Raw genomic sequence first — 23,055 nt, 5'->3', positions numbered from 1 at the left:
TCATTTGTTTTCATTGTTAAAGCGGTTCTACTGCAATATTTGCAGCCTCGAATACTTCTTTTACCTTATCAAAATCACTGCTCATAAGGTTAGCTTTTTTTAGATTTGGAAATTGCTGTAGTTCTTCCAAAGTGATTTCATTTAGGTCAAAACTGTCGTCTTCTCCATCCCACTGGGGAATAATGTTCATGTACACATCATTCCCGCCGTCCATGTAGAGCATTTCCACATAGGGGGCAAAGTTCTTTGGAATTTCCATTTCCTTAAAGAAATTCATCGCAGGTTCTATAATGGCATCACTGTCCGTATCGATATTTTTGCCTTTATATTGGTCGGCAAAAGCATAGATATCAAATTCCGGCTTCAGCAAATGCAGGTCATACATCAAGACTTGAATAATCGCTAATTTGAAATTCAAAGTATCAAAATGGAGAATATCGCTTTCACTTTCTTTAGTAAAACTTGGCAAAGCCGACTCTTTGCCAGCAGTATTTTCTCTACTGGTCACAATCTTAGCCAGTTCAGCTTTAAGATAATTATTTTTATAGCTAAAAGCAGCCGTCAAAGGGATTATAAAAACAGGTAAGAACACAATGATTCCTGTAAGTGCAAGACCTTGAGAGTGATTTCCCGTATGTCCGCCTTCCGAAATGCGATTCAAAAAGTCTGCTACCCTAGTGAAGATTTCTCCTCCTACAACGAATAGCAAAATGAACTCTAAAGTCAATAAGCCCAAAATGATAATCATCATTCTCTTTGCAGCCTTATCACATATTTCTATTTTGCTTTCTATGCTGATGGATTCAGCACCGGATATATTGGAAAACCACTTTTCTGCTCTTTCCTCTCTCGTCATAATGAATCTCCTGTGCATATACAACTTTTCACTGATTGTGCAACAGTATTATACAAAATTCATTTTATTCTCTCTATAGCAAAAGCCTCATGCCCTTTACAAATCCTCCGCGACAAATTGAAGGGCTGTAATAAGCCACCTAATGCAGCATATGTCTGTAGGTAGGGCAATCATAGCCCGTCATGACTTGTCGAAAGTGAGGAAGTGAAGGACTATAAAAAACAACAAGTTTCACCGACTGATGCAGCATATCCCTGTAAAAGGGGCAATCTGAGCCCGTCGGTACTTGCGAAAAACACAGAAACTGTGTTTTTCGCTTAGTATCCGCTACGAGGCGAGGTTAGCGAGAGCGTGCCCCACTTACAGGTCTATATGGCATCAGAGCGAAGATCTATAATGTATAGCCTTTCACTACGACAAACTAGGTTGGCAAGAGCGCCCCTAATACAGGTCTATACTACAACAGCGCCGGCAACTTTATTCTTCACCGCTTTCTTTCTCTTTTCTGCGAAAATCAGTACTCTATCCAAAATTCCCAATAGCGAGGGCATCAAGAAGATTACGAAGAAGAGGGAGCATACGGCGCCTCTTCCGATCAACTTTCCCAGCTGTCCGATGGCCGGAACGGAGGAGATAAAGGAAATCACATAGCCGACCACCGCCAAAATCGTTCCGGAAACAAAGAGGGAGGATAGGCTCTTTTCAATGGAGGCAATAATGGCTTCCTTTCTGCTCTTTTTCTCTCTTTCTTCCTTGAAGTGATCCAAGGTCAAAATGGCGTAGTCCACTGTTGCGCCCAGCTGAATACTGGACACGATAACATAGCCGATAAAAATCATATTGGTGCCTTCCAGGAAGGAGAAGGACATATTGCTCATAATGGCCAGTTCGATAGGAATCATGGCTACAATAGCAAAGAGTACCGACTTAAAGGAAAGCATAACCACAAGAAAAATCACAATCATAGACAGGGTATTCACCTTGGCATTGTCTGTTCGAAGGATATTTTCCATGTCCATAGTGGCGGTGGTATCTCCCACCAGATAGCTGTCTTCTCCGGTGTAAACCTTTAAAATCTGTCGAATGGTGCTTACCGCCTTATAAGACTCCTGACTTTCTCCGGGAAGATTTAGGGTAATAACCATTCTGCTGTAGCCGTCTTTTCTGACTAAATCTAAGGAGGACTTCGGTACCATAAACTCCGGTACTCCCTCCGGTAATAAGGAGCTTAAGGACTGCACATTTTCCACATAAGGAAGGGAAGTTAAAAGATTTCCCAAGGCCTTCTCTCTGTCATTTCTTCCCTCCGGATAAATAGCAATCAAAAGATTTTCTTCTCCGAAAACCCCATTGATTTCTTCTTCCATTTCAGAAATCTTTGTACCTTCTCCCTTTACCACCGCACCGTTACTAAAGCGGAAGTCATTCATCCCCTGCATGATATTTAAGGGATAAACTAAAAGAATAGTAAGAATCAGTACAAGAGGACTAAGCCTGTAGGCAAGCTTTGCCAATGGCTTAAAGGAGGGCACAAAGGGCTTATGTCTGGTCTTTTCCACAAAGTTCCACATCCGAAGCAAAAGAGCCGGCATAAAGAAAATAACCGTTAAAAGGCTGAACACCACACCCTTTGCCAATACGATTCCCATATCCTTACCGATTCCAAAGCTCATGGCACAGAGAGCCAAAAAGCCTCCCACAGTGGTTAGAGAAGATGCTAAAATCGTGCTTAAGGATTTTCCTACCGCATAGGACAGGGCTTTTTCCTTATCCATTCCTTTTTCAAGACCGGTTTCAAAGGAGTGAAGCAGGAAGATGGCATAGTCCATGGATACTGCAATCTGCAAAATTGCCGCAACGTTATTGGTGATAAAAGATACCTTTCCCAGAAACACATTGGTGCCCCGGTTTAGTCCCACCGCCAGCAAAATGGTAATCAGGAATAGGAAAGGCTCTCCGTAGGAATTGGTCATTATAATCAGAATCAGGAAAATAAAGCCAAGTCCCAGAGCTAAAATCAAGCCCATTTGGCTACTAACCTGTTCCTCCACCGTCTTACTTTGTACCGCAAGGCCTGCATACACCGCCTTGTCTCCCAAAAGGCTTTCGATTTCCCTAAGGGTCTTCTTTGTTTGTACGTCACTGTCTCCCTTTACAAAGACTACATGAAATAAAGCATTTCCGTCCTTATAATCTAAATCCTTTTCCTTCTCCTTTTCTTCCATAAATTCAGGAGCATAGGCACTTTTGGAGCCTGTGGAAAAACTCACCCGGTCTACACCGGAAATATGCTCAATCTGCTCCTTATAAGAGAGGGCTTCTCCCATGGAGACATCCTTTAGCATAATTCTTGCCGTTCCGGGATAGCCAAAACTATCCTCCATCTTCTGAATTCCCTGCTGAGTAAGGGAGGACTCCGGAAGATATTTACTCAAGTCGTAATTCACCTGCACAAAGAGGCAAAGAATCAGGGAAATGCCTAAGAGCCCCCAGAAAACTCGACTGATTTTTTCTCTATATTTAACAATAAAATCTGCACATTTTTCGCTAATACTCATTTACTTCCCTCCTTTGAAAATAGAGGTGATTCCTTTCCATACCTTGTTTGCCACTTGTCTCAGTCTATCCCAGAGACTAGGCTCTTTCGTTTCTTTAGTCTTTACCGTTTCTTCCTTTACCTCTTTGATTTCTTCGGTACGTAAGGTCACAGCCACATCCACAATATTATCATTTTCGGAAGGCATTAAGGACTCAATGGGTCTGTTAGGATCAATTTCCAAAACACTGGACTTTTCCCCTACATTTTCATCCCACTTCTTCTCCACAAGGGCTTCCAACTCTCCCTTGGCATTACGAACAGCTCCGGTAGAATCCAAAACAGCCTCTCCGTTTTTCAGCATTTTCTCGGTAGCATTTAAATTATTTTCAATAGAAGAATAGGCCTCCTCTCTCTTTCCTCGAAGGTAAGCATCCTGCTCTTGCAGGGTTCCTCGTAAATCCTCCATGGTTTTCTGACTGTTCTCCAAAAGCGTGTTTAAGTTCCTGCCGGTTTCCTCTCCCTTCTCCGCATAGCTTTTCAGGGTTTCCTGCAATCTCTTCACATCTTCAATGTTGTCTTCCAAAACGGAAAGACTCTCTTTAGAGTTTGTCAGTCCGGAATGGGCATTGGAGGAAAATTCCTTTAAGGCAGGACTTAGCTTTTCCATTGCAAGCTTCTGCATCTCCGCCTCTGTACCGGCCTCCTCTGCCTGCATAGAAATATATTCCTGCACCAGAGCCATAATCTGATCCTTCAAAGGAGAGCCCTCCAGCTTAGCCGATAAATTCGCTAAGCTGTTCTGTACGGATCCCTGCTTTTTTGCGGAAAGTAAGGCTTCCACCTGACTAAGACTCTGCTGTGCCTTATCAATTTCTGTCTGACCGGGTACATCTCCCCGAAGGGCTACCAAAGAATCCTCCAACTCAAGCATGGCATTTTGCAAACGATTCATATTGCTCTGGCTTTCGCTAATATTGTTCTTGGTATCTCGACTCAGTCCGTTGAAATCCTCCACATTTTCCGTAAGAGGGCTGATGCTGCTATTCACAGTCTCCATATCCTGATAGATTTGGTCTCTATTGTTTTGATAAGCTCTTCCCTCTTCCTGTGTCTTCCGAAGAAGAGCTTCACTGTTGTTAATGTTTTTCCGCATCGCTTCCACGGATTTCTGAGAGGCATCCAAGGAATCCAAAAGGCTGTTTCCTGCGTCCTTAAGGGCGCGGTAGGAGTCCTCCGACTCTTCCTTTGCCTCTCGTAAATCCGTAATTTTCTCCACCTGAGAGGAACGAAGGGGAGCCATCTGAAATTGTAAACCGGAAAAACTGAAGGAGTTGCTTCCCACCTCAATGGTAAAGTCGTCTTCCTCTCCGGGAAGGAGGACGAAAATCACTTCCTTCTTTTCTCCCAAAGATACCACCTGAGCCTTCTCTGCCTTTAGGGATAAAATGTCCTCTGCGCTAAAGCTACTTTTAGCCATCAGCACATAGTTTTTCGCTGCATAATCCTGGGCGTTGGGATTCTTTTTAAACTGCACATGAATTTTCACCAAGCCCTTCTCTCCCGCAAGAGTTTCCGGCTGTACCTCCAAACCATTTAGCTCGTAGCGAATCTGAATACTCCAAGGCAAGAGACTGTAGGGTTCTGACGTTTCCCCCTCCAAAAAGAGAGAGTCTACATTTCCCTTGGACAGGTCTAAGGTATGCTGATTTCCATTGGACTCTACCGCTACACTGTTGCTAAGATTTTTTACATTTTCATAAGTTCCGTAATCTGTAAGACTGGAATACCCCTTGGTTTCATACTCTCTTACCAAAGAGCCCTGCTTGAATTCTCCGGTGGGGCTTAATAAGGCATAGTAGTTCTCGTGATAGCGAGGCTTTTGCACCTCTGCCAAAGCCGAGATGGACAGGGCAAGGACCTGACTTAAACAAAGAGCAATACAAACTGCTCTTTTCCATTGCTTATTCCTTTCACTGCTCCTTTGCTTACCATTTCGAGTATTCTTCTGATTACCATTATGATTACCGTTTTGATTGCTTGCTGTTTCTCTATTGTAAATTTTCTGATTTTTCATGCTTGTACCCTCCTTGTTCTATACGATTCCAATGCTACTTTTGTCTTTAAAGCACTTCTGCTTTCAAAACCTTTCCCCATACTGTTTTACTCATACTATTTCAATGCTTATTTCTTTGTTTTTCTCCTTTTTTTGCTATACTAAAAAAAAAGCCATAAGCAACAGTAGATATCCTAAGCCTTTGGCAAAGGAAAAAAAACGGACAATATGGGACAAATGTGGTATAAAAATGAAAAAACAAGAGTGTAGGGAAAGAACCCAAAGACAGTTGGCGGAAGCCTTGGAATTTTATTTACAAAAAAAGCCCCTGGAAAAGATTACCGTTCGGGAGCTGATTGAAAAGGTCGGCATCAATAGAAAGACCTTTTATTATTATTTTCCGGATATTTACGGACTTTTGGAATGGATGGTAACACAAGAAAGTCAAAGATTGATTTTTGAAATTCAGAATCAGGAGGACTATGAAAATTCTCTTGCCCTGGTTTTTGATTCCATTGAGAAGAACCGTCATTTTGTAAACTGTGTCTATGATTCCATGGGGAGGGATGCTTTGGTTCGTTTCTTAAATAAGGACTTCCGTAAAGTAATCTCCTGGGCCATGGAAAAGGGGATGGAGGATGTCTTGAAGAGGAATGGGGGAAAAATAACGGAAACTTCCAATCCCTTAGGCATCGAGCAGAAGTTTTTGGATACGCTGGTGGACAGCTATATCGCCAGCATTGCACAAATCCTGCTCTTATATCTTCAAAAAAAGTCCCCCTTTAATAAGCAGGAATGTATTCGATTTATCTTGCGGTACCTGCAATCCACCATACCGGCGGCATTGGAGGAATTTGCGAAATAAGAGGGACCATAAAAAATCAACCCATAGCTTTTCCACACAATTTAAGTCTGCATTGGGGCACGTTCCCACTAGCTTCGCCACTTTTTCTTAAAAAATATTCTGTAATGGAACGCATTCTATTTATTTATTTATTTTACCGATAATATATTAAATGAAATAGCATGCTTAAGCCGCATGAAATTTTTTAAAGAAAGGGAGATAGATTAAGAGGTAAAACTATGACAGTAACTGAAATGGCGAATTATGCCCTTAAAAAACAGGATTATGAGAAAGCCACTTCTAAACAGGGCTCTTCAGATAGCGATGGGAATCAATCTATTTCCGACTTAGAACGATCCTATCGGAATGCAGAAGCCACAGGTGGAGACAGATGGTTATGTGGTTGGAACCCCGATGTGGAGCCGAAGCATATTGTACCTATAAGTAAAGATATTGAAGATTTAGTGAAACACCAAATCAGAGAAAGATATTTAAAGGAACAGGGTGGGAGCTCCTTTGAGAAAGTCCATAGTTATAACGAAAAATACAAGGCCTATGCAAAGACCAGGAATGGCCCGGAAAGAATGTCCGTTCTTTATACCATAGAGGAGTTAAAGTTTTCAGAAATGGATAAGATTATGGGATATATTAAAAGTAAGGTTCCGGGATGGCATCATCCTAAGCCCTTTGATCCGGCTATTGTGCAGGAGTACATTAATCAGGAAGAAGGAAAAGACAATAAGGATATTAACATTTCCGTATAAAATGTGAGTTCTTACGAGATAAAAGAATCCCTAAAATCAAGCGGTATGATTTCATTTCTGCCTGATTTTGGGGATTCTTTGGTGTCTACAAGAAAGCCTATTCCTTCTCTATCTTAGGAAGCATAATCCCTGCTGCCTTTTTATGTATTTCGATATTTCCTGTCTTATAGGCACCCCCGAACTCTCCGTCCAAAGTCCATTCCACCGGCTTTTGCCCTTGAAACTCCAGATACTGGGTTTTAAAAAAACTCACATAAGGGTGATCTTCCGGGATATCCCCCCGAAGCAGGGTTCCTGCAATCTCTCCCAGCTCTCCGATATTTTTCGGAGAACGAATCAGTAAAACCTCGAATTCTCCGTCCGCTAAATCTATATTCATCTTTTCCTGAAGGTTCTGTCCCGGCAGACCTGAAAAGCCTGCCACGGAATAGGAATTGGAAACGGCTCCGAAAATATACTCTCCCTCTTCGGAGAAATTTTCAGCAGAGATTTTTAAGGGAATGCTCTGGCTCATATTTTCCGGTAAGGTACGAAGGGATTCCAGCAAATATGCCAAATGCCCCAAATTGTTTTTTAATTCCTGATCTGTCCCATAGCTTACCTTGGTAAAGGCTCCAAAGGCCGCAATATAGTTAAAAAATCTCCCCTGAAGATTCCCCACATCATAAGAAAAACGCTCTCCTTCCACCATGGCTCGAAGATTCTCCTCTAAATCCTTGGGAATCCCTAAAGAATGGGCGAAGTCATTGGTGGAGCCGCAGGGAATATAGCCCATGGGAATATCCAGCTTCTCTTTCAGAATGGCATTCATAAGATAATGCAGTGTTCCATCTCCTCCTGCACAGACTAACAAATCGAAGTCTTTACCCAGTTTTTTTACCAGCTCTTCCGTTCGTAAGTCCTTATGCTTCGGCAGAATAGGAAAGACCGTTACCATACAGTCCAGTAAAGAAAGACCTTCTACCACCTGATAGCAAAGCTCCTTTCCCTTCCCCTGTCCACTCTGTGCATTCATTAAAAGCAATACTTTTTTCATGGTCTTTCCTCTTAGTTGATGCGTTACATGGGATAATCCTACCGTGTTGTTCTTTAGGATTTAAATAGACCTCCAAAGTGACTTCGGAATTATTTGTAGAATTACAATACAGATCCAAAGTAACTTCGGAATTATTACCTTACTATTATGTCGTACTCCTGACTAGTCACATAGTTTTTACTATTAAAAAAGAGGAATCCATCCGATTGGATATTCTTCCTCTCTTCCTTTTTTTATTATGCGGTCTTCTTAGCCGCCGGACCTAAGTCCTTCATCTTCTGTTCTAGGCGAGCTTCCTTTTCCTTCGCCTTAGCCTGGAAGTCCTTAAAGGTATTCTCTTCTACAACACCTACGAAAACTTCCTGATAGTCTGAACTACCCTTTTCCTGAATCCGCAACACATAACAATCGGAAAGTCCATAAAGTGTTCCCTCTTCTTCTGCATTCCGAAACTCTTCCTCAGGAATAAAGCTAAACTGCTCTCCGTCCTTTACAGTCTTCTTCCATAAACGATTGCGAACACCCTTGTCCTCATCCTGTAGGTAGGTGTTCTTGTAAGCTACAACTTCCACCTCACCCTTGCCGGATACAGAGAATACCGGATTCTCATGAACAATGTAAGCTACTCTGGCAGACTTGCTGACAGGATCGTTTACCTTTCCTTCCACATATTCCACATGAAGCTGTAACTGCTCCTTCGCGAAAGCCGAGAAGGAAAATAATAAAATGCCCAGTAGGCACATCATTAACAATGAAACTCTTTTTAACATAGAGAACTTACCCCTCACAATGAAAAATAAAGCCGGTATCTCACCGACTTTATCAGTATATCCGTTTTTCGTTACCATGACAATCCACGGGGAAAAAGATACAGGGTTTTGTAAAGTTTTTGTAAGAACTTAGAATCTTGAAATGCCCTTCACGAATTCAAGAAATTCTAATTCTTGAATCGTCTATTATACCTTAAGCTTTTTGAGTCCCAAGATGCCTGGACATATTGCTGTTCTGTAAAAGAAGGAACAGAGAGTATCCAATGAAATTTGCCAAAGTATACAAGACAATATCATTAACATCCACCACAAAAATCGGGGAATGGAATAGGATATTCAAAAGAAGCTGAATACATTCAACACCAAATCCAATCAATACCGCATAGAGAAGTACCTTCTTTTTCTCCTTCACTACGGAAAGGAGAACTCCCGGTAAGGGAAGAAATGATACTACAATTATAAGATTGGATAGCACGTTGTATCTCAAAAACAAGAACGGATTCAACTCAATATTCTGAAGGATCTGCGGGATGGATAAATCCCTATGGCTTATGCTATGAGGAATAAGATAAATCAGTACAAGCAATGCCATATAGCCAATCAATCCCCAGCGATGTCCTGAGCTATACGCTCTCCTCAGAGAAATAAAGTAAATCAGTCCAATTACCAAAGCCAAAATGAATACTCTACTATAAGGATATTGCAAAAGGAAACTAATCATAAGAATCACCCCTTTCAAATTTGTGGAAATAGATTGGAGATGTCCTTCCTTCCAAAATATAATCCAAACTTTCAATGCCTTCTCAATGAAGATAATTGTCCGCCGTACTTTTCACCCGTATGCTATTGTCTATTGTGATAGGTTTTAGCACTTAACTAAAAAAATTGCAATATAATTAAGTTTTCTAAAATATTAATTCTTTATTGACCTAAATTTCCAAGAAAAAATCACTTAGTGAAATTGTTTTTAATAAAGAAAAATGAAAGGACATGATTATTCCGGCTGAATATTCCGGTACGGCGGAGCCGCTATTCCGGAAAAGTGGAAAGCGCCTGTCCGGAATAGGAAACCGTTTTCCCTCACAAACAAAGATTGATTAAATCACTCCTGCTTTTTCAAAATGTTTTTTAAGTATCCTTGTTGCAACAAATGCTCCTATGCAAGCAAGAACAAAAGTTATCAAGCCAAATCCTACTGCCCACGAAACTTTGAAATAAGATAATGCTTCCTTTATTTGTGCTTCGCTCATTTTCCATTTTGATGCTCTTTCCACGAAAGAAGCTGTTCCGAATAAAATTACAGGAATTACTGTTCCTAAAAAATCTGCTAATGCAAATGTCCCATATCCAATAATCATTCGTCCCTTGCTCTCATAATTTCCTATAATCAAATCACATATAATTCCACCGATTACAGCAAAGACTGCATGAGGTAAATGTCCTCCTGACAACGCAATTAAACCAATAAGCGTTCCTGATATTGTAAATACACCCTTCTTTTTAACTTTTACAGCCATAAGAATATAAACGGTAGCAGCTATCATAAAGCTAACTCCTGAAGCAATAAATCCTCCTATAACTGTTGTTGCCATAGCAAATGCTACTGCCATGTATATGACAATTCCAATTGCATTAAAAATTCCGATGGTAATAAAATCACGGCCATTCAATTTGTTTTTCATAAGAGTTCTCCTAATAAATTTTCTGTATTACTATCACAAGAGCAATCATCAAAGCTCCTAATAGTCCAATCATTAAGTCTGTTTTTCTAAACCGCAATTCTGTTAATGTTACCCTCTTCTCATCACTATCAAGTCCTCTAATAAGTGCTGAAGCTGACAATTCGTCTGAAATTTTAATCATTCTCATTAACAGCGGAACAAGCGTATATTCCATATATTTAATTGGATGTAGCAACGGGAAAAATCTGCTTGTTATAATTCCTCGAATCTTCATATTCTCTTTTAATGCCTTGAGTTCTATTTTTATAGTTGGTACAAACCTAAGTAAAACACTAAAAGGTATACCAATGCTTCTTGGTACTTTCATTCTATTTAACGCTTCCAGCATTTCACTTACACTTGTAGTCTTTGTTATATATCCACCAAACATAGCGATTAAGGTCATTCTTGATGCAAAGTAAATAAACATATATATTGCAAATACGATGCTTGCTTTGCAAAACTTTCCAAGCCCTAACTCTATGCAGTATAAAAGCACAAAAAACAAGATAAAGCGTAATGCTCTTTTCCACATTCCACTGTATACATACAGAAAAAAGGCGAAGACAATCAGTCCGAAAAGTAGAATTGTATCGCTTATAAAAAAGGTCGTAAATCCAACAATGGGAAGTAGAGTAAGTTTTATTCTCGGATCTATAGTTTTTCTATCTGACAAGCTCCCTACCTCCTCTCATCTTGTCTAATATGAGAAATTTATTACTTTCACTCATATCTAAAACAGTTTCTATTTTTCCATCTCCCATTACCCAGAGCCTACTCACTGTGTTTACTAAAAACTCAAAATCATGACTTATTACCAAAACTGTTGTCCCAATTTTCAATTGTTCTTCAATCAGTTTTGCGACGGAAAGCATTGAGTCTTTATCACAACCTGATGTTGGTTCATCATAGATGAAAATCTTTGCCTGTTTCATCATTCCACAAGCTATTGTCAGTCTTTGTTTTTCTCCTCTTGATAAAGCAAACGGATGCTTATCAATATATTTGTCTAAGCCAAGTTCACTCAAAATAGACTTTGCCTTTTGAGTATTTTCTTTTTTATCTTCACCCTCCATACCAAGCAGCATTTCATCAAGTACACTTTCCGAAAATAACTGATAGTCTGAATCTTGAAAGACAAAATATGACATATCCATTAAATCTTTATGATTAAGCGACTTATCTTTTCCCGCCCATATTGTTCCCTCTTTTATCTTCTCAAGTCCTGAAAGCACTCTTGCAAAGGTGGTTTTCCCGGTACCATTTAAGCCGATAAGACCAATGGCTTTTCCGCACTCCATATTGAAATCAAGATGATTTAAGATGTACTGTTTTTGCTTATTTCCAACCTTAGTTGTACTTGGGTAACAAAATTTCAAGCCTTTTCCACTAATACTTTCCTCATTTAATTGATAGGAATCTTTCTTCTCACTTATCCTGTATTCTTCTAATTCAAGAGTTCTTAGTCCATTTTCATCCCAAAACGCCCTTTCAAGATGGATAACTTCTTCCCGACTTAAGTCTTTCGTAATTTCTCCATCTTTCATCAAAAGAAAATGGTCAAATAAAGATTTTACATAGTACAAACGATGTTCAATTAGAACAATCGTTGTCCCTTTTTTCTTTAATTTTTCTAAAATTAAAAACAGATCAAATGTTGCTTTCATATCCAAATTTGCTGAGGGTTCATCTAAAATTAAAACTTTCGGATTCATCGCATAGATGCTTGCAATAGCTATCTTTTGCTTCTGTCCGCTTGATAATTCAAAAACAGATTTTCCTTTCAGTTCCGGAGTATCCAACTCTGCATATACTTCTTCTACTCTCTGTTTGATTTCCTCTCTTGATTTGCAGATAGTTTGAAGCCCAAAAGCTATTTCTTCATCTGTCGTTGTCGTGAAAAACTGACTTCTTGGATCTTGAAATACAGTCCCTACAATATGCCCTACTTCATGAAGTAATAATTTGCTTATATCTTTTCCGGACGCAAAGGCTTCTCCTTTCATTTTGCCTTTGTAATAATGTGGAATAAGACCATTCATTACACTTCCAAGAGTGCTTTTACCACTTCCACTTTTCCCTGAAATTAAAACAAATTCACCTTTTTTAATTTCAAGATTGATATTTTTTAAAGCAGTTCGCCCATCTTCCCATTCATAAGAAACATCTTTTAACAAAATCATGGTTACACCTCATATTGAGCTTTCCATAATTTTGTGTAGTAACCATCTTTCTCAAGAAGTTCCCCATGCTTTCCTTTTTCAAGTAAATTTCCTTTTTGAAATACGAGAATTTGGTCAGCTTTTTGAATTGTTTTTAAATGATGAGCCACTACAAGTACAGTTCTATTCTTTGCAAGTTCTGTAATAGCATCTTGTATCAAAGATTCATTTACAGGATCAACATTACTTGTCATTTCATCAAGAATTAAAATAGGTGCATCCTTTAGAAAGGCTCTTGCAATAGATATTCTTTGTCTCTGTCCACCTGACAATATTCCGCCGTTTTCGCCAATATCCGTTTCATAAGCTTTTGGTAAACTCATAATGAAATCATGTATCCTTGCTTTCTTTGCAGCTTCAATAATTTCTTCTTTCGTTGCTCCTTTTTTACCTACCCTGATGTTTTCTTCAATCGTGTTATCAAACAGTTGAACATTTTGCATGACAATACTGATACGATCTAAAAGCTCATCATAAGGAATATCCCTTATATCAGTTCCTCCGAGTGTAATTTTCCCTTTATGCACATCATAAAATCTTAGAAGCAAGTTGGTTATAGTAGTCTTTCCACTACCTGATTCTCCAACTAAGGCTGTCATTGTTTTTTCAGCAATAGAAAAGCTCAATTTTTCCATTTTAAATTCATCTTTTTCATAGGAAAAATCTATGTTTTCAAAAGCTATATCATTATCTTTCGGAACAATTCCATTCACTTTGTCCGGGATTACATCTGCATATAAAATTCTCGAAAGTCTATTGTAACTATCTATCGCCGAAACATAGTACATATAGTGTTGTTCCATAGAAGCGAACGGCTTATAAAACTCTTTTGAAATTACTGCAAAGATAATAAAATGAAGTACATCAAGACTTCCCTTTACAACAAATATTGCTCCTGCGATTAAAAGAATTAAATATCCAATATCCAGTAAAAACCCAAATATAGATAACTGTTTTGCCTTGAATCTTGAAGCTGCTTTGCTTGTTTCTCCAAACTTTTTTGTCTTATTCATAAGCTCATTATCCAAGCTCTTATTGTTTGAAAAACTCTTTAATACAGGTATTCCTCTAACATATTCAACAAATAAGCTAACCATATCAAGAAGTGCTGAGTTGTTCTGATTTTCTATTTTTTCAGATTGCTTAATTGTCAGATATAGAAAGATAAGTGCAATCGGAACAGATACAGCCATAATAATAGAAAGCTTGAAATCAATACTTGCAAGACCAACAAATACGACTGCAGCTATCAAAAAATCACCAAACATTCTCGACCATATATGTCCTACAACAAGGGACATATTATCAACATCTTTGTGTAAAATTGTATTAATCTCTCCCAGTCTTTCATTGGTATAAAATCCCAAACTGAATTTCTTTAATTTGATAATCATGCGTTCTCTGATTTGCTGAACAATATCAAAACCTGCACTATGCTTTTTCATATCTGCGACCATATTACAAATACCTTTGAAGACTACAAGTAATCCAATCGCAATAAAATATTTATATAGGCTTGCTAAGCTCGTTCCATCAAAGATTTGGAACAGTATAGAAAATACGATAACAATCATGGCTATGGAGCTTAGTCCATAAAGGGCAAAGAATACACTTGATATAATCAAATCTCTCTTGCCGGTTTTTGTAAGTAGTTTTAACATTTCTCTAAACATTTTCTGTTACCACCTCCGTACACTCGCAATCCACTCAGTTCCTTGCTCGTGAAAGACTATCGCTGATACACTCGCAATCCTCTCCGTTCCTTGCTCGTGAAAGACTATTATCTTTCAAATCCCATCTATCTACCTTGTTCTGTGCTTCAACCATATCCTTATAAAAATCACATCTTTTCATCAGCTCTTCATGGCTTCCTGCATCAAGAACAATACCCTTATCCATAACAATAATTTGGTCTGAATCTCTAATCGTATTTAAATGATGAGCAATTGTAATGACGGTTTTATCCTTGCTTAAATCGTCAATTGCTTCACCGATTAGTCTTTCATTTTCACTATCAACAGCTGCCATTGCCTCATCTAATATTAAAATCGGTGCATTTTTCAGTATCATTCTTGCTATGGAGATTCTTTGTTTTTCTCCACCGGATAACTTAACTCCCATTTCACCTACTCGTGTTTCATATCCATTTGGCAATGCTGAAATAAAGTCATGACATCTCGCTTTTTTGGCAGCTTCTATGACTTCTTCTTTTGTCGCATTAAGTTTCCCGATTGCAATATTGTCGAAAATACTTAAATCGAAAAGGATGACCTCCTGTTGCACACTTCCAATAAGATTTGAAATATTTTCCTGACTGTAATCCTTTATATCTTTCCCATTTATTTCTATTCGTCCGCTGTCCGCATCCCAAAATCCCATAAGCAAATTAGATACGGTACTTTTTCCACAACCACTTGCTCCTACAAAGGCATTCAAACTATTTTTCTTAAAAGTCAAATTGATATTTTTAAGCTTAAATCCATCTTTTCCATATGCATAATTCACATCTTTAAATTCTATGTTTCCAAATTCTAAACCTTGTTCTGTCTTTTTCTTTGGAAGCGGAACTGTTAAAACTTTTCCAATCGCCTTTAATGCCTCCTTAAATACAATAGAAAAATGTTGTAGAGTGGCTGTCTTGCTTATGGATGCTGTAAACGCAGATGATAAAATAATTGCAAGGATAAAATTAGGCGTTGTAATATTCCCCTGATAAAGAAAGATACTTCCCAAAATCATGACAATTACCACTCCAATTTCCATAAATATGTCAATGAGTCCCATTGGAATTGTAATTGCTCCCATGCTCTTTTTAACCCAGTAAATATATTCTCTTGCCGTTTTTAATGTTCTTTCACTAATCTCCTCTTCTTTAGCAAAAGCCTTAATCACAGAAATATTTTTTACATATTCCATTAGCTCTTCTCTCATCTTGTTTTCATGGTTAAAGTAAATAGCAAAGTTTTTATCCATTGTTTTCTGTGAAAGAACTTTTACCAAATACATGAGTGGAACTCCGGCAATCATACCAAGTGCAAGACGCCAATCCACAAAAATCATAGCTACAAAAATAATGGTAGGCAGAAGTGTGACTGACATTATTTCCGGAAGACCATGGGCAAGGTATACTTCCACTTGCTCTACATCATGTTGAACGATATTGGTAAGCTCTCCAGTATTATGTTCTTTGAAAAATCCTAAACTTAGTTTTTTTAGATGCCCGATAATATCTAACCTAAGTTCTGTCAATTTTTCGTATGCCTTCTCATGGGCAACCTTTGTTGCAAAATAATAAAACATACCTTTTAATACAAACGATATAAAGATTCCCAAGAATATATACTTTAAATTCCCTTCGTTAATATTGTTTGTGATTAAAGAACTAATCAAATATACAAGTAAGATTTGTGGTATCAAATCACATACTATTTTTAAAGCAAGAAGTGAATTGGATAAACCATTTTTCCCAATCACTTTTTTCCTTAATTCTTTTTCCGGCATAAACAACACTCCTTTCAAAATTGAATAATATTGAATTTTAATTCAGTATTAGGGTTTAAAGTAAGACTTTGCTGATTACGCAAAGTCTATTTTTGTGCTGATTACAGGGATTCCACTCCCTTGTAATAACACCTTGCAATAAGTTTTAGCATATCTTTTGCCCACTTTTCACTTTGATAGTGCCTTGCTATTTCAAGTAGCCCCTCTGTAAAGTTACTGGCTAAAATATGGGCAAGCATTGGATCATATTCCTGTTTAGATTGTCTTTTTAAACTTACTTCAATATGAGCCTGCATTTGTGATATAAGTTTGTGTTTTGCTTCTGTATGTTTCGTTCCTGAGCTTTTATCCATCAAAATAATTAACTTCTTACGCTCTTTTAAAAGTTCATGAATATAGTTTTCTCCAACTTCATCAAACCTTTCAGAAGCAGAACCTTTTTCCAAAGATTCTTCTTCATTAAAAGCTGACTCGAAATTTATATAAACAGAACTTACTACTGCATCAAACAAAACTTCCTTATTCTTGAAATAGGTATAAATTAGTGCCACAGGAATATCTGCTTCTTTTGCAATTTCTGTTAATTTGGCACCTCTATAATCCTTTTTATAAAATACTTTTTCTGCTGCTTCGAGTATTCTATTTCTAACTTCTTCTTTTAATACTTGTGCCATAGCACACCTCTTTCTATACTAATACTGAATCTATATTTAATAATAAATCAAAATTCAATATTTGTCTAGTTACATGTGGGAATTATTATGGCGTCCTTATAGTATAATTTAATAACAATTTCAAAACTTGCTTAATGCTTACTTTCTAATTTATTCTTATGTAGCAAGCACAGTAAGTGTACGGACACTTACGAAAAAAGAGATTGAACATTCTTCCTCGAAATCCACAATGGTAGATCTTTACAAGGTATGCAAAAACCATGGAATCTATATGGGTAATAGAAATGGAGAGATAATCATTATCTCCTCTTTTTTTCTCCTTGATTATGCAAATAAAAAAACTCCTATGTATCCCTAAAGACCACACCAACCATAAGACTCTTAAAAAAGATGAGGGAACCCTGTCCCTCATCTTTTTTCATTTTATTCTATTTTTTATATTTACTTTTACTCCAATACAATCTTCATAAAGCTCTTCTTTCCCTTCTGGAGCAATGGTTCATTCTCCAGTTCGGAAAGGGATAGCTGTCTTCCGATATCCGTAATCTTCTCTCCGGCAAAGCTTACGCCGCCCTGCTGCACATTTCTTCTGGCTTCTCCCTTGGATGGTGCCAAACCGCTCACAACTAAAAGGTTCAAAATGTCGATTCCCTCAGGATACTCTGCCTTCTTAAGCACACACTTCGGGGTGTTTGCAGAATTTCCGCCTCCTGCAAACAAGGACTTGGCTGCTTCCTCCGCCTTCTTAGCTTCCTCCGCACCATGTACCAGCTCTGTCAAATGGTAAGCCAGTATTTCCTTAGCTTTATTCAACTCTGCCCCTTCCCAGGCATCCATCTTCTTGATTTCTTCCATAGGAATGAAGGTCAGGAGACGAAGACATTTTCCTACATCCGCATCATCCACATTTCTCCAATACTGGTAGAAGTCGTAGGGACTGGTCTTAGCCGCATCCAGCCAAACCGCACCGCTGGCGGTCTTTCCCATCTTCTTTCCTTCCTTATTGGTAAGCAGGGTGATGGTCATGGCATGGGCATCCTTTCCCAGCTTCTTACGAATCAGCTCTGTTCCTGCCAGCATATTGGACCACTGGTCATCTCCGCCGAACTCCATGTTACAGCCGTAGTCCTCGTAAAGACGATAGAAATCATAGCCCTGCATCAGCATATAAGAAAACTCAAAGAAGGAAAGTCCCTGAGAAAGACGGTTCACATAGCATCTGGCTCTCAGCATTTCATTTACGGAAAAATGAGGACCTACCTCTCGCAAGAACTCCATAAAGTTCATATCTCTAAGCCAGTCCGCATTGTTTACCATTAATGCCTTCCCCTCGGAGAAGTCAATGAAACGGCTCATCTGCTTCTTAAAGCAGGCACAGTTATGGTCAATCATTTCGGTGGTCATCATTTGCCGCATATCGGAACGACCGGAAGGATCTCCGATCATACCGGTTCCGCCTCCAACCAAGGCGATAGGCTTATTGCCTGCTGCCTGCAAACGCTTCATCAGGCACAGCGCCATAAAGTGCCCTACATGAAGAGAATCCGCAGTGGGGTCGAAGCCAATATAAAAGATTGCCTTTCCTTCATTAACCATTTTTCGGATTTCTTCTTCATTTGTAACCTGGGCAATCAATCCTCTCTCTTGTAATTCTTCGTAAACTCCCATACTGCTTCCTTCCTTTTCTCATCATTGACTGAGCAGGATCTGTCTTTCTTTCAAAAGAAAAATCCTGCCTGATTTTACATCTCTCTCACGGCGCGGAGTATCTCCTTCTTAAGGAGTATCCCGGCAATAGTGTGGGTATCTCCCTTGCTTTCATTCCCTCAAAAATCAAACTGCTCTTGCCCTGCTGTATTAATATTTGGTCTGCTGCTCGTACTCGTAGACATTGGAAATCAAACGAACCGTATCCTCCCAGCCGATACAGGGGTCGGTAATGGACTTTCCGAAGATATGTTCCTCCACCTTACAAGCGCCCTCAATCAGATAGGACTCCACCATCAGACCCTTCACAAAGTTGGCCAGCTCCTGGGAATACTTCCGGGAATGCATGATTTCCTGGGCAATACGAAGCTGCTCTCTATGCTTCTTTCCGGAATTACAATGATTGGTATCCACTACCGCCGCAGGGTTCACCAGATTCCGCTCCTCATAAAGAGAATGTAAAAGCTTTAAGTCTTCATAGTGGTAGTTCTGCACCATCTCCCCGTGCTTATTCTGTAAGCCTCGCATAATGGCGTGGGTATAAGGATTTCCGGAGGACTTTACTTCCCATTCCCGGAAAATGAATTCATGGCCATGCTGTCCTGCATAGATGGAGTTTAACATTACCCCTAAGTCTCCTGAGGTGGGATTCTTCATGCCGCAGGGAACATCCACCCCGGAAGCCACCAAACGGTGCTGCTGGTTTTCTACGGAACGGGCTCCCACCGCAATGTAGGACAGCATATCGGACAGGTAGGACAGGTTATCCGGATAAAGCATCTCATCTGCGGTACTGAAGCCTGTTTCCTCCAAAACTCGCATGTGGAGCTTTCGAATGGCAAAAATCCCTTCAATCAGATTGGCACGCTTTTCCGGATCCGGCTGATGGAGCATACCCTTGTAGCCTTCTCCTGTGGTTCTCGGTTTATTGGTATAGATACGGGGAACAATTAAAATCTTGTCCTCCACCTCTTTAGCAATTTCTTTAAGCTTGTGGCAATACTCCAGTACAGGATCCTCATGGTCTGCGGAACAGGGCCCGATCACCAGCAAAAACTTGTGACTTTCTCCTGTGAAAATCGCCTTAATCTCCTCATCTCTTTTCGCTTTCTGAGCAATCAGCTCGGAAGACAACGGATACTGTTCCTTTACCTCCGATGCAGAGGGTAACTTATGAATGAATTCTAATCCCATACTTTCTCCTTCCTTTTCTGCTAAAGTATAAAGGAAGATGAAAAAAAGTGCAAGAAAAGAGGATACCGGTCGTAGGCATCCTCTTTAGGCTATAGCAAATGGAATAACTATCTCTTTACAGGGCACTCTCCTTAAAATCTCCGATTCAGGCAAGACTTTTTACAGGGCATCCCCGATAACTTTCTTTAAGGTATCCGCAGAAGCCTGTAATGCTTCTTTCTCCTCCGGGCTTAATTCAATGGATACTACCCTTTCCACGCCCCCTCTACCCACAATGGCAGGAACAGAAAGAGACACATCATGAATGCCGTATTCTCCGTGCTGCATGCTGGAAACCGGCAGGATGGATTTCTCATCTCGAATAATGGCTTCACAGATTCTGCGAACGGACATAGCAATACCGTAGTAGGTAGCCTTCTTCTTTTCAATAATTTCGTAGGCGCTGTTTTTTACATTTTCCGCAATGCGTCTCATGGACTCATCATGCTCGATATGCCCCCGAAGTTCACAGAAATCGTTCAAAGGAATACCGGATACATTGGCACTGCTCCATGCGGCAATCTCGCTGTCTCCATGCTCTCCGATAATGAAGGCATGCACGGATCGGTTATCAATGGAAAGGTGCTCTCCCAGAAGATATTTCAGTCTTGCGGTGTCCAATACGGTTCCGGAGCCGAATACCCGATTCTCCGGGAAGCCACTAAGCTTTACCGCCGCATAGGTTAAAATATCCACAGGATTGGCTACAATCAGAAGGATTCCTTCATAATTTCTCTTGGCAATCTCCGGAATAATACTCTTAAAAATTCCTACATTCTTCTTCACCAGATCCAAACGGGTTTCCCCCGGCTTCTGGCCTGCTCCTGCCGTAATCACAAGGATGGAGCAATCCATTAAATCATCATAATCTCCGGCATAAATCTTCATAGGCTTTGCAAAGGGAAGTCCGTGGCTGATATCCAGTGCTTCTCCCTCCGCCTTCGCTCGATCCGCATCGTTTAAAACCATTTCGGAAAACAGTCCGCTTTGCATTAAGGCAAAGGCAGAGCTTGCTCCTACGAATCCGCAACCGATAACCCCTACTTTTCTCTCTTGAATATTCATTTTGCATCCTTTCCGGGAATTCTTCCCCCACTCCTTAAAAGCTTTGGACAAGAGTAGTATAAACTAACTCATAGTTGTTTTCTAGGAATTATTGAATTTTATACATACTTTCCCTTACTATTTCGACCATATTCAAAGTTTCTTTACTCCGAATCACTAGTCTTTACTAATCTTTTCCCATAAAAGGGGCTGTAAAAATCAAAATAAGAAATAGATTTTCGGCAATATTGCTTAGAAAACTGTTTTGATTTTTTTACAGCCCCTTTTACCGAAGTTCCTCCTCTTCCAAAAGTCTCCGTTTCTTCTCTAAATACTCCGGAAAACGCTCCAGATAAGAATGCATATCCTTTCCGTTGTCCGTTCTTTCGATTCTACCTTTTGGAAAGAGAATCTTACTGGAAGCCCCTGCCCCGATTCCTAAAACACTGTGCTTTTCTTCCATCATAAAAATGTTGTAAAGGCACTCCTTCCCTTCCTTGGCAAAACCGATATTTTCCAGATTTCCCGCCATATTTTTCTGGCGATAAAGATAGTAGGGCTGTAAATCCAATTTCTCCGCCGTATCCATACTGCAAAGCATCATCCACTCGATTTCTCTTCTCTCTTGTCGCTTCTTTAAGGAAGGCAGATAGGGAATGGAAAACTCTCTTTCCAGCAAAAAGTTTTCAGAAGCTCCACCGGCCTGATAGATTTCCCGAAAATGATTTTCCTCCGCCTTTAGTCTGGCGGCCCGCTTCACCGCCAAGGAATGTACCGTCAGGCTATCCGGAGCCAGGCGCAGGATTTCGGAAAGGCTTTCCTCCACCTGCTGCAAATGCTCTCCCGGCAAGCCCAAGATTAAGTCCATGTTAATGTTGTCAAAGCCCAGCTCTCTTGCCAGAGAATATTTTTCCTTCACCTCTTCCACGGAATGTTTTCTTCCGATAATGTCTAAACTTTCCTGATGGAAGCTTTGGGGGTTAATGGAAATTCTGTCCACAGAGAAATCCTGTAGAAGCTTTAGCTTTTCCCGATTAATGGAGTCCGGTCTGCCTGCCTCCACCGTATATTCTATAGCGCCCTTTCCCTTGGAAAAACAATGTTTATCCACTAAGGAAAGCAGGATTTCCAGATCCTTTTCCCTTAAGGCTGTAGGCGTTCCACCGCCGATATAAATGCTTTGCAGCTGCTTTCCTCTTTTCTCTCCCATCTCCCGCAGCACAAAAAGCATTTCCTTCTCTAAAAGAGACAGGTATTTCGGCATCCTTTCGGAAAAGCTTCCCATAGGCATGGAAAGGAAGGAGCAGTAGGCACAACGGGTAGGACAAAAGGGAATATTGATATAAAGACTGTAGCCTTCGGAAATACTTTTTCCATAAGCCTTTTCCGCCCTTTGTAAAATACCCTCCTCCTGTAGGGAGATTTTATATAAAAGCTCCGCCTTCTCTCCCTCCAAACGATATTCTTCTTTTAGAGCAGGGAACAAAATTTCGGGACTCTGTCCCTTTTCTTCCCGCATTTTCCGGCAAAGTCCTACCGGACGAATGCCGGTTAAGTCTCCCCAGGGCAGGCTTCTTCCGCTTTGTTTTTCCAAAATATCATAAAGATAAGCCTTTAAAATGGACTTATCCTTTCCCCTATCTCCGGTAAAGCTAAGCTCTTCTCCGGTAATTTCCAAAGAAAAGAGGAACAGAGAAGGGTCCAAAATCCCCTCCTCTGTTAAAATGCGATTTTTCTTTTCTTCCGGCTTATGCTTTAAGCTCTTTTTATTTACCTCTGTGGGCTGTCCCACTTCCTTCGCCCGCTTAAAGGCATTCTTCTCCTCCTGGGTAGTTTCCATCAGGCGAATCCCCTGACTGCTATGAATCTGGAAATCCTCCCCGGGGTAAAATGCCTTACAAAGCTCTCGGATGTCTGCTTCAAAGGGCAGAACCTTATCTCCTAAAAATAATTGAATCACAAAATCCTCTTCTACATACTATATAAATTCTAACTGAGAAATCTCTGAAAACTCTTAATGAATATACACTATAGAATTTGCTCTATAGAATTTACTCTATAGGATTCACTCTACAGAATTCAACCTACAAA

The 23,055-nt window shown here is 39.8% G+C and carries 18 protein-coding genes; 2 read left to right on the top strand and 16 right to left on the bottom strand.

Annotation, left to right across the window (positions count from 1 at the left end; all coding sequences use genetic code 11):
• Positions 1-16: 16 nt before the first annotated feature.
• From HNQ46_RS00250 to HNQ46_RS00240, 3 genes are all read right to left on the bottom strand, one after another.
• Positions 17-856, bottom strand: a complete 840-nt coding sequence (locus HNQ46_RS00250) for a DUF6892 domain-containing protein (RefSeq protein ID WP_183681426.1) — start codon at positions 854-856, stop codon at positions 17-19.
• Positions 857-1,308: 452 nt separating this feature from the next.
• Positions 1,309-3,414: an efflux RND transporter permease subunit gene (locus HNQ46_RS00245; RefSeq protein ID WP_183681423.1), complete on the bottom strand. Its 2,106-nt coding sequence runs from the start codon at positions 3,412-3,414 to the stop codon at positions 1,309-1,311.
• Positions 3,415-5,469, bottom strand: coding sequence for a coiled-coil domain-containing protein (locus HNQ46_RS00240; protein WP_183681420.1), 2,055 nt, complete (start codon positions 5,467-5,469; stop codon positions 3,415-3,417).
• Between the two features lie 229 nt (positions 5,470-5,698).
• On the opposite strand from HNQ46_RS00240, the gene HNQ46_RS00235 reads away from it, so the two are divergent.
• Both HNQ46_RS00235 and HNQ46_RS00230 read left to right on the top strand, forming a co-directional pair.
• Complete coding sequence (locus tag HNQ46_RS00235) at positions 5,699-6,313, top strand: TetR family transcriptional regulator (protein WP_183681418.1); 615 nt, start codon at positions 5,699-5,701, stop codon at positions 6,311-6,313.
• 218 nt (positions 6,314-6,531) lie between these two features.
• Complete coding sequence (locus HNQ46_RS00230) at positions 6,532-7,056, top strand: hypothetical protein (RefSeq protein WP_007156680.1); 525 nt, start codon at positions 6,532-6,534, stop codon at positions 7,054-7,056.
• A 97-nt stretch (positions 7,057-7,153) separates the two neighbouring features.
• On the opposite strand, the gene HNQ46_RS00225 is transcribed toward HNQ46_RS00230, so the two are convergent.
• From HNQ46_RS00225 to hemZ, 13 genes are all read right to left on the bottom strand, one after another.
• Complete coding sequence (locus tag HNQ46_RS00225; protein ID WP_183681415.1) at positions 7,154-8,092, bottom strand: diacylglycerol/lipid kinase family protein; 939 nt, start codon at positions 8,090-8,092, stop codon at positions 7,154-7,156.
• A 236-nt stretch (positions 8,093-8,328) separates the two neighbouring features.
• Positions 8,329-8,862 (bottom strand): hypothetical protein, encoded by a 534-nt coding sequence (locus HNQ46_RS00220; protein WP_183681412.1) that lies wholly within the window; start codon positions 8,860-8,862, stop codon positions 8,329-8,331.
• A gap of 193 nt (positions 8,863-9,055) precedes the next feature.
• Positions 9,056-9,583, bottom strand: coding sequence for a VanZ family protein (locus HNQ46_RS00215; RefSeq protein WP_183681409.1), 528 nt, complete (start codon positions 9,581-9,583; stop codon positions 9,056-9,058).
• A gap of 376 nt (positions 9,584-9,959) precedes the next feature.
• Complete coding sequence (locus tag HNQ46_RS00210; RefSeq protein WP_183681405.1) at positions 9,960-10,544, bottom strand: MptD family putative ECF transporter S component; 585 nt, start codon at positions 10,542-10,544, stop codon at positions 9,960-9,962.
• Between the two features lie 10 nt (positions 10,545-10,554).
• Positions 10,555-11,259 carry an energy-coupling factor transporter transmembrane component T gene (locus tag HNQ46_RS00205; protein ID WP_183681403.1) on the bottom strand — a complete coding sequence of 235 codons (705 nt, stop codon included), beginning with the start codon at positions 11,257-11,259 and terminating at the stop codon, positions 10,555-10,557.
• Positions 11,249-12,766 carry an ABC transporter ATP-binding protein gene (locus HNQ46_RS00200; RefSeq protein WP_183681400.1) on the bottom strand — a complete coding sequence of 506 codons (1,518 nt, stop codon included), beginning with the start codon at positions 12,764-12,766 and terminating at the stop codon, positions 11,249-11,251. Before HNQ46_RS00200 ends, HNQ46_RS00205 begins: the two co-directional genes overlap by 11 nt.
• A gap of 2 nt (positions 12,767-12,768) precedes the next feature.
• Positions 12,769-14,478 (bottom strand): ABC transporter ATP-binding protein, encoded by a 1,710-nt coding sequence (locus HNQ46_RS00195; protein ID WP_183681397.1) that lies wholly within the window; start codon positions 14,476-14,478, stop codon positions 12,769-12,771.
• Positions 14,479-14,512: 34 nt separating this feature from the next.
• Positions 14,513-16,306, bottom strand: coding sequence for an ABC transporter ATP-binding protein (locus HNQ46_RS00190; RefSeq protein ID WP_183681394.1), 1,794 nt, complete (start codon positions 16,304-16,306; stop codon positions 14,513-14,515).
• 101 nt (positions 16,307-16,407) lie between these two features.
• Complete coding sequence (locus HNQ46_RS00185; RefSeq protein WP_183681391.1) at positions 16,408-16,980, bottom strand: TetR/AcrR family transcriptional regulator; 573 nt, start codon at positions 16,978-16,980, stop codon at positions 16,408-16,410.
• Between the two features lie 447 nt (positions 16,981-17,427).
• On the bottom strand, positions 17,428-18,648 hold the full coding sequence (gene tyrS / locus HNQ46_RS00180; RefSeq protein WP_007156684.1) for a tyrosine--tRNA ligase: 1,221 nt from the start codon (positions 18,646-18,648) through the stop codon (positions 17,428-17,430).
• A 189-nt stretch (positions 18,649-18,837) separates the two neighbouring features.
• A complete protein-coding gene (locus tag HNQ46_RS00175; protein ID WP_183681386.1) occupies positions 18,838-19,881 on the bottom strand; it encodes a 3-deoxy-7-phosphoheptulonate synthase in 1,044 nt (347 codons plus the stop codon).
• A 159-nt stretch (positions 19,882-20,040) separates the two neighbouring features.
• On the bottom strand, positions 20,041-20,985 hold the full coding sequence (locus tag HNQ46_RS00170) for an L-lactate dehydrogenase (protein ID WP_007156686.1): 945 nt from the start codon (positions 20,983-20,985) through the stop codon (positions 20,041-20,043).
• A gap of 265 nt (positions 20,986-21,250) precedes the next feature.
• Positions 21,251-22,924, bottom strand: a complete 1,674-nt coding sequence (gene hemZ / locus HNQ46_RS00165; protein WP_183681383.1) for a coproporphyrinogen dehydrogenase HemZ — start codon at positions 22,922-22,924, stop codon at positions 21,251-21,253.
• Positions 22,925-23,055: the final 131 nt, after the last annotated feature.

The sequence above is a fragment of the Oribacterium sinus genome (assembly GCF_014202695.1).
Classification (GTDB): domain Bacteria; phylum Bacillota; class Clostridia; order Lachnospirales; family Lachnospiraceae; genus Oribacterium; species Oribacterium sinus.
The sequence above is the reverse complement of the archived record's forward strand: the minus strand, read 5'-3'. Positions and strand labels throughout refer to the sequence as shown.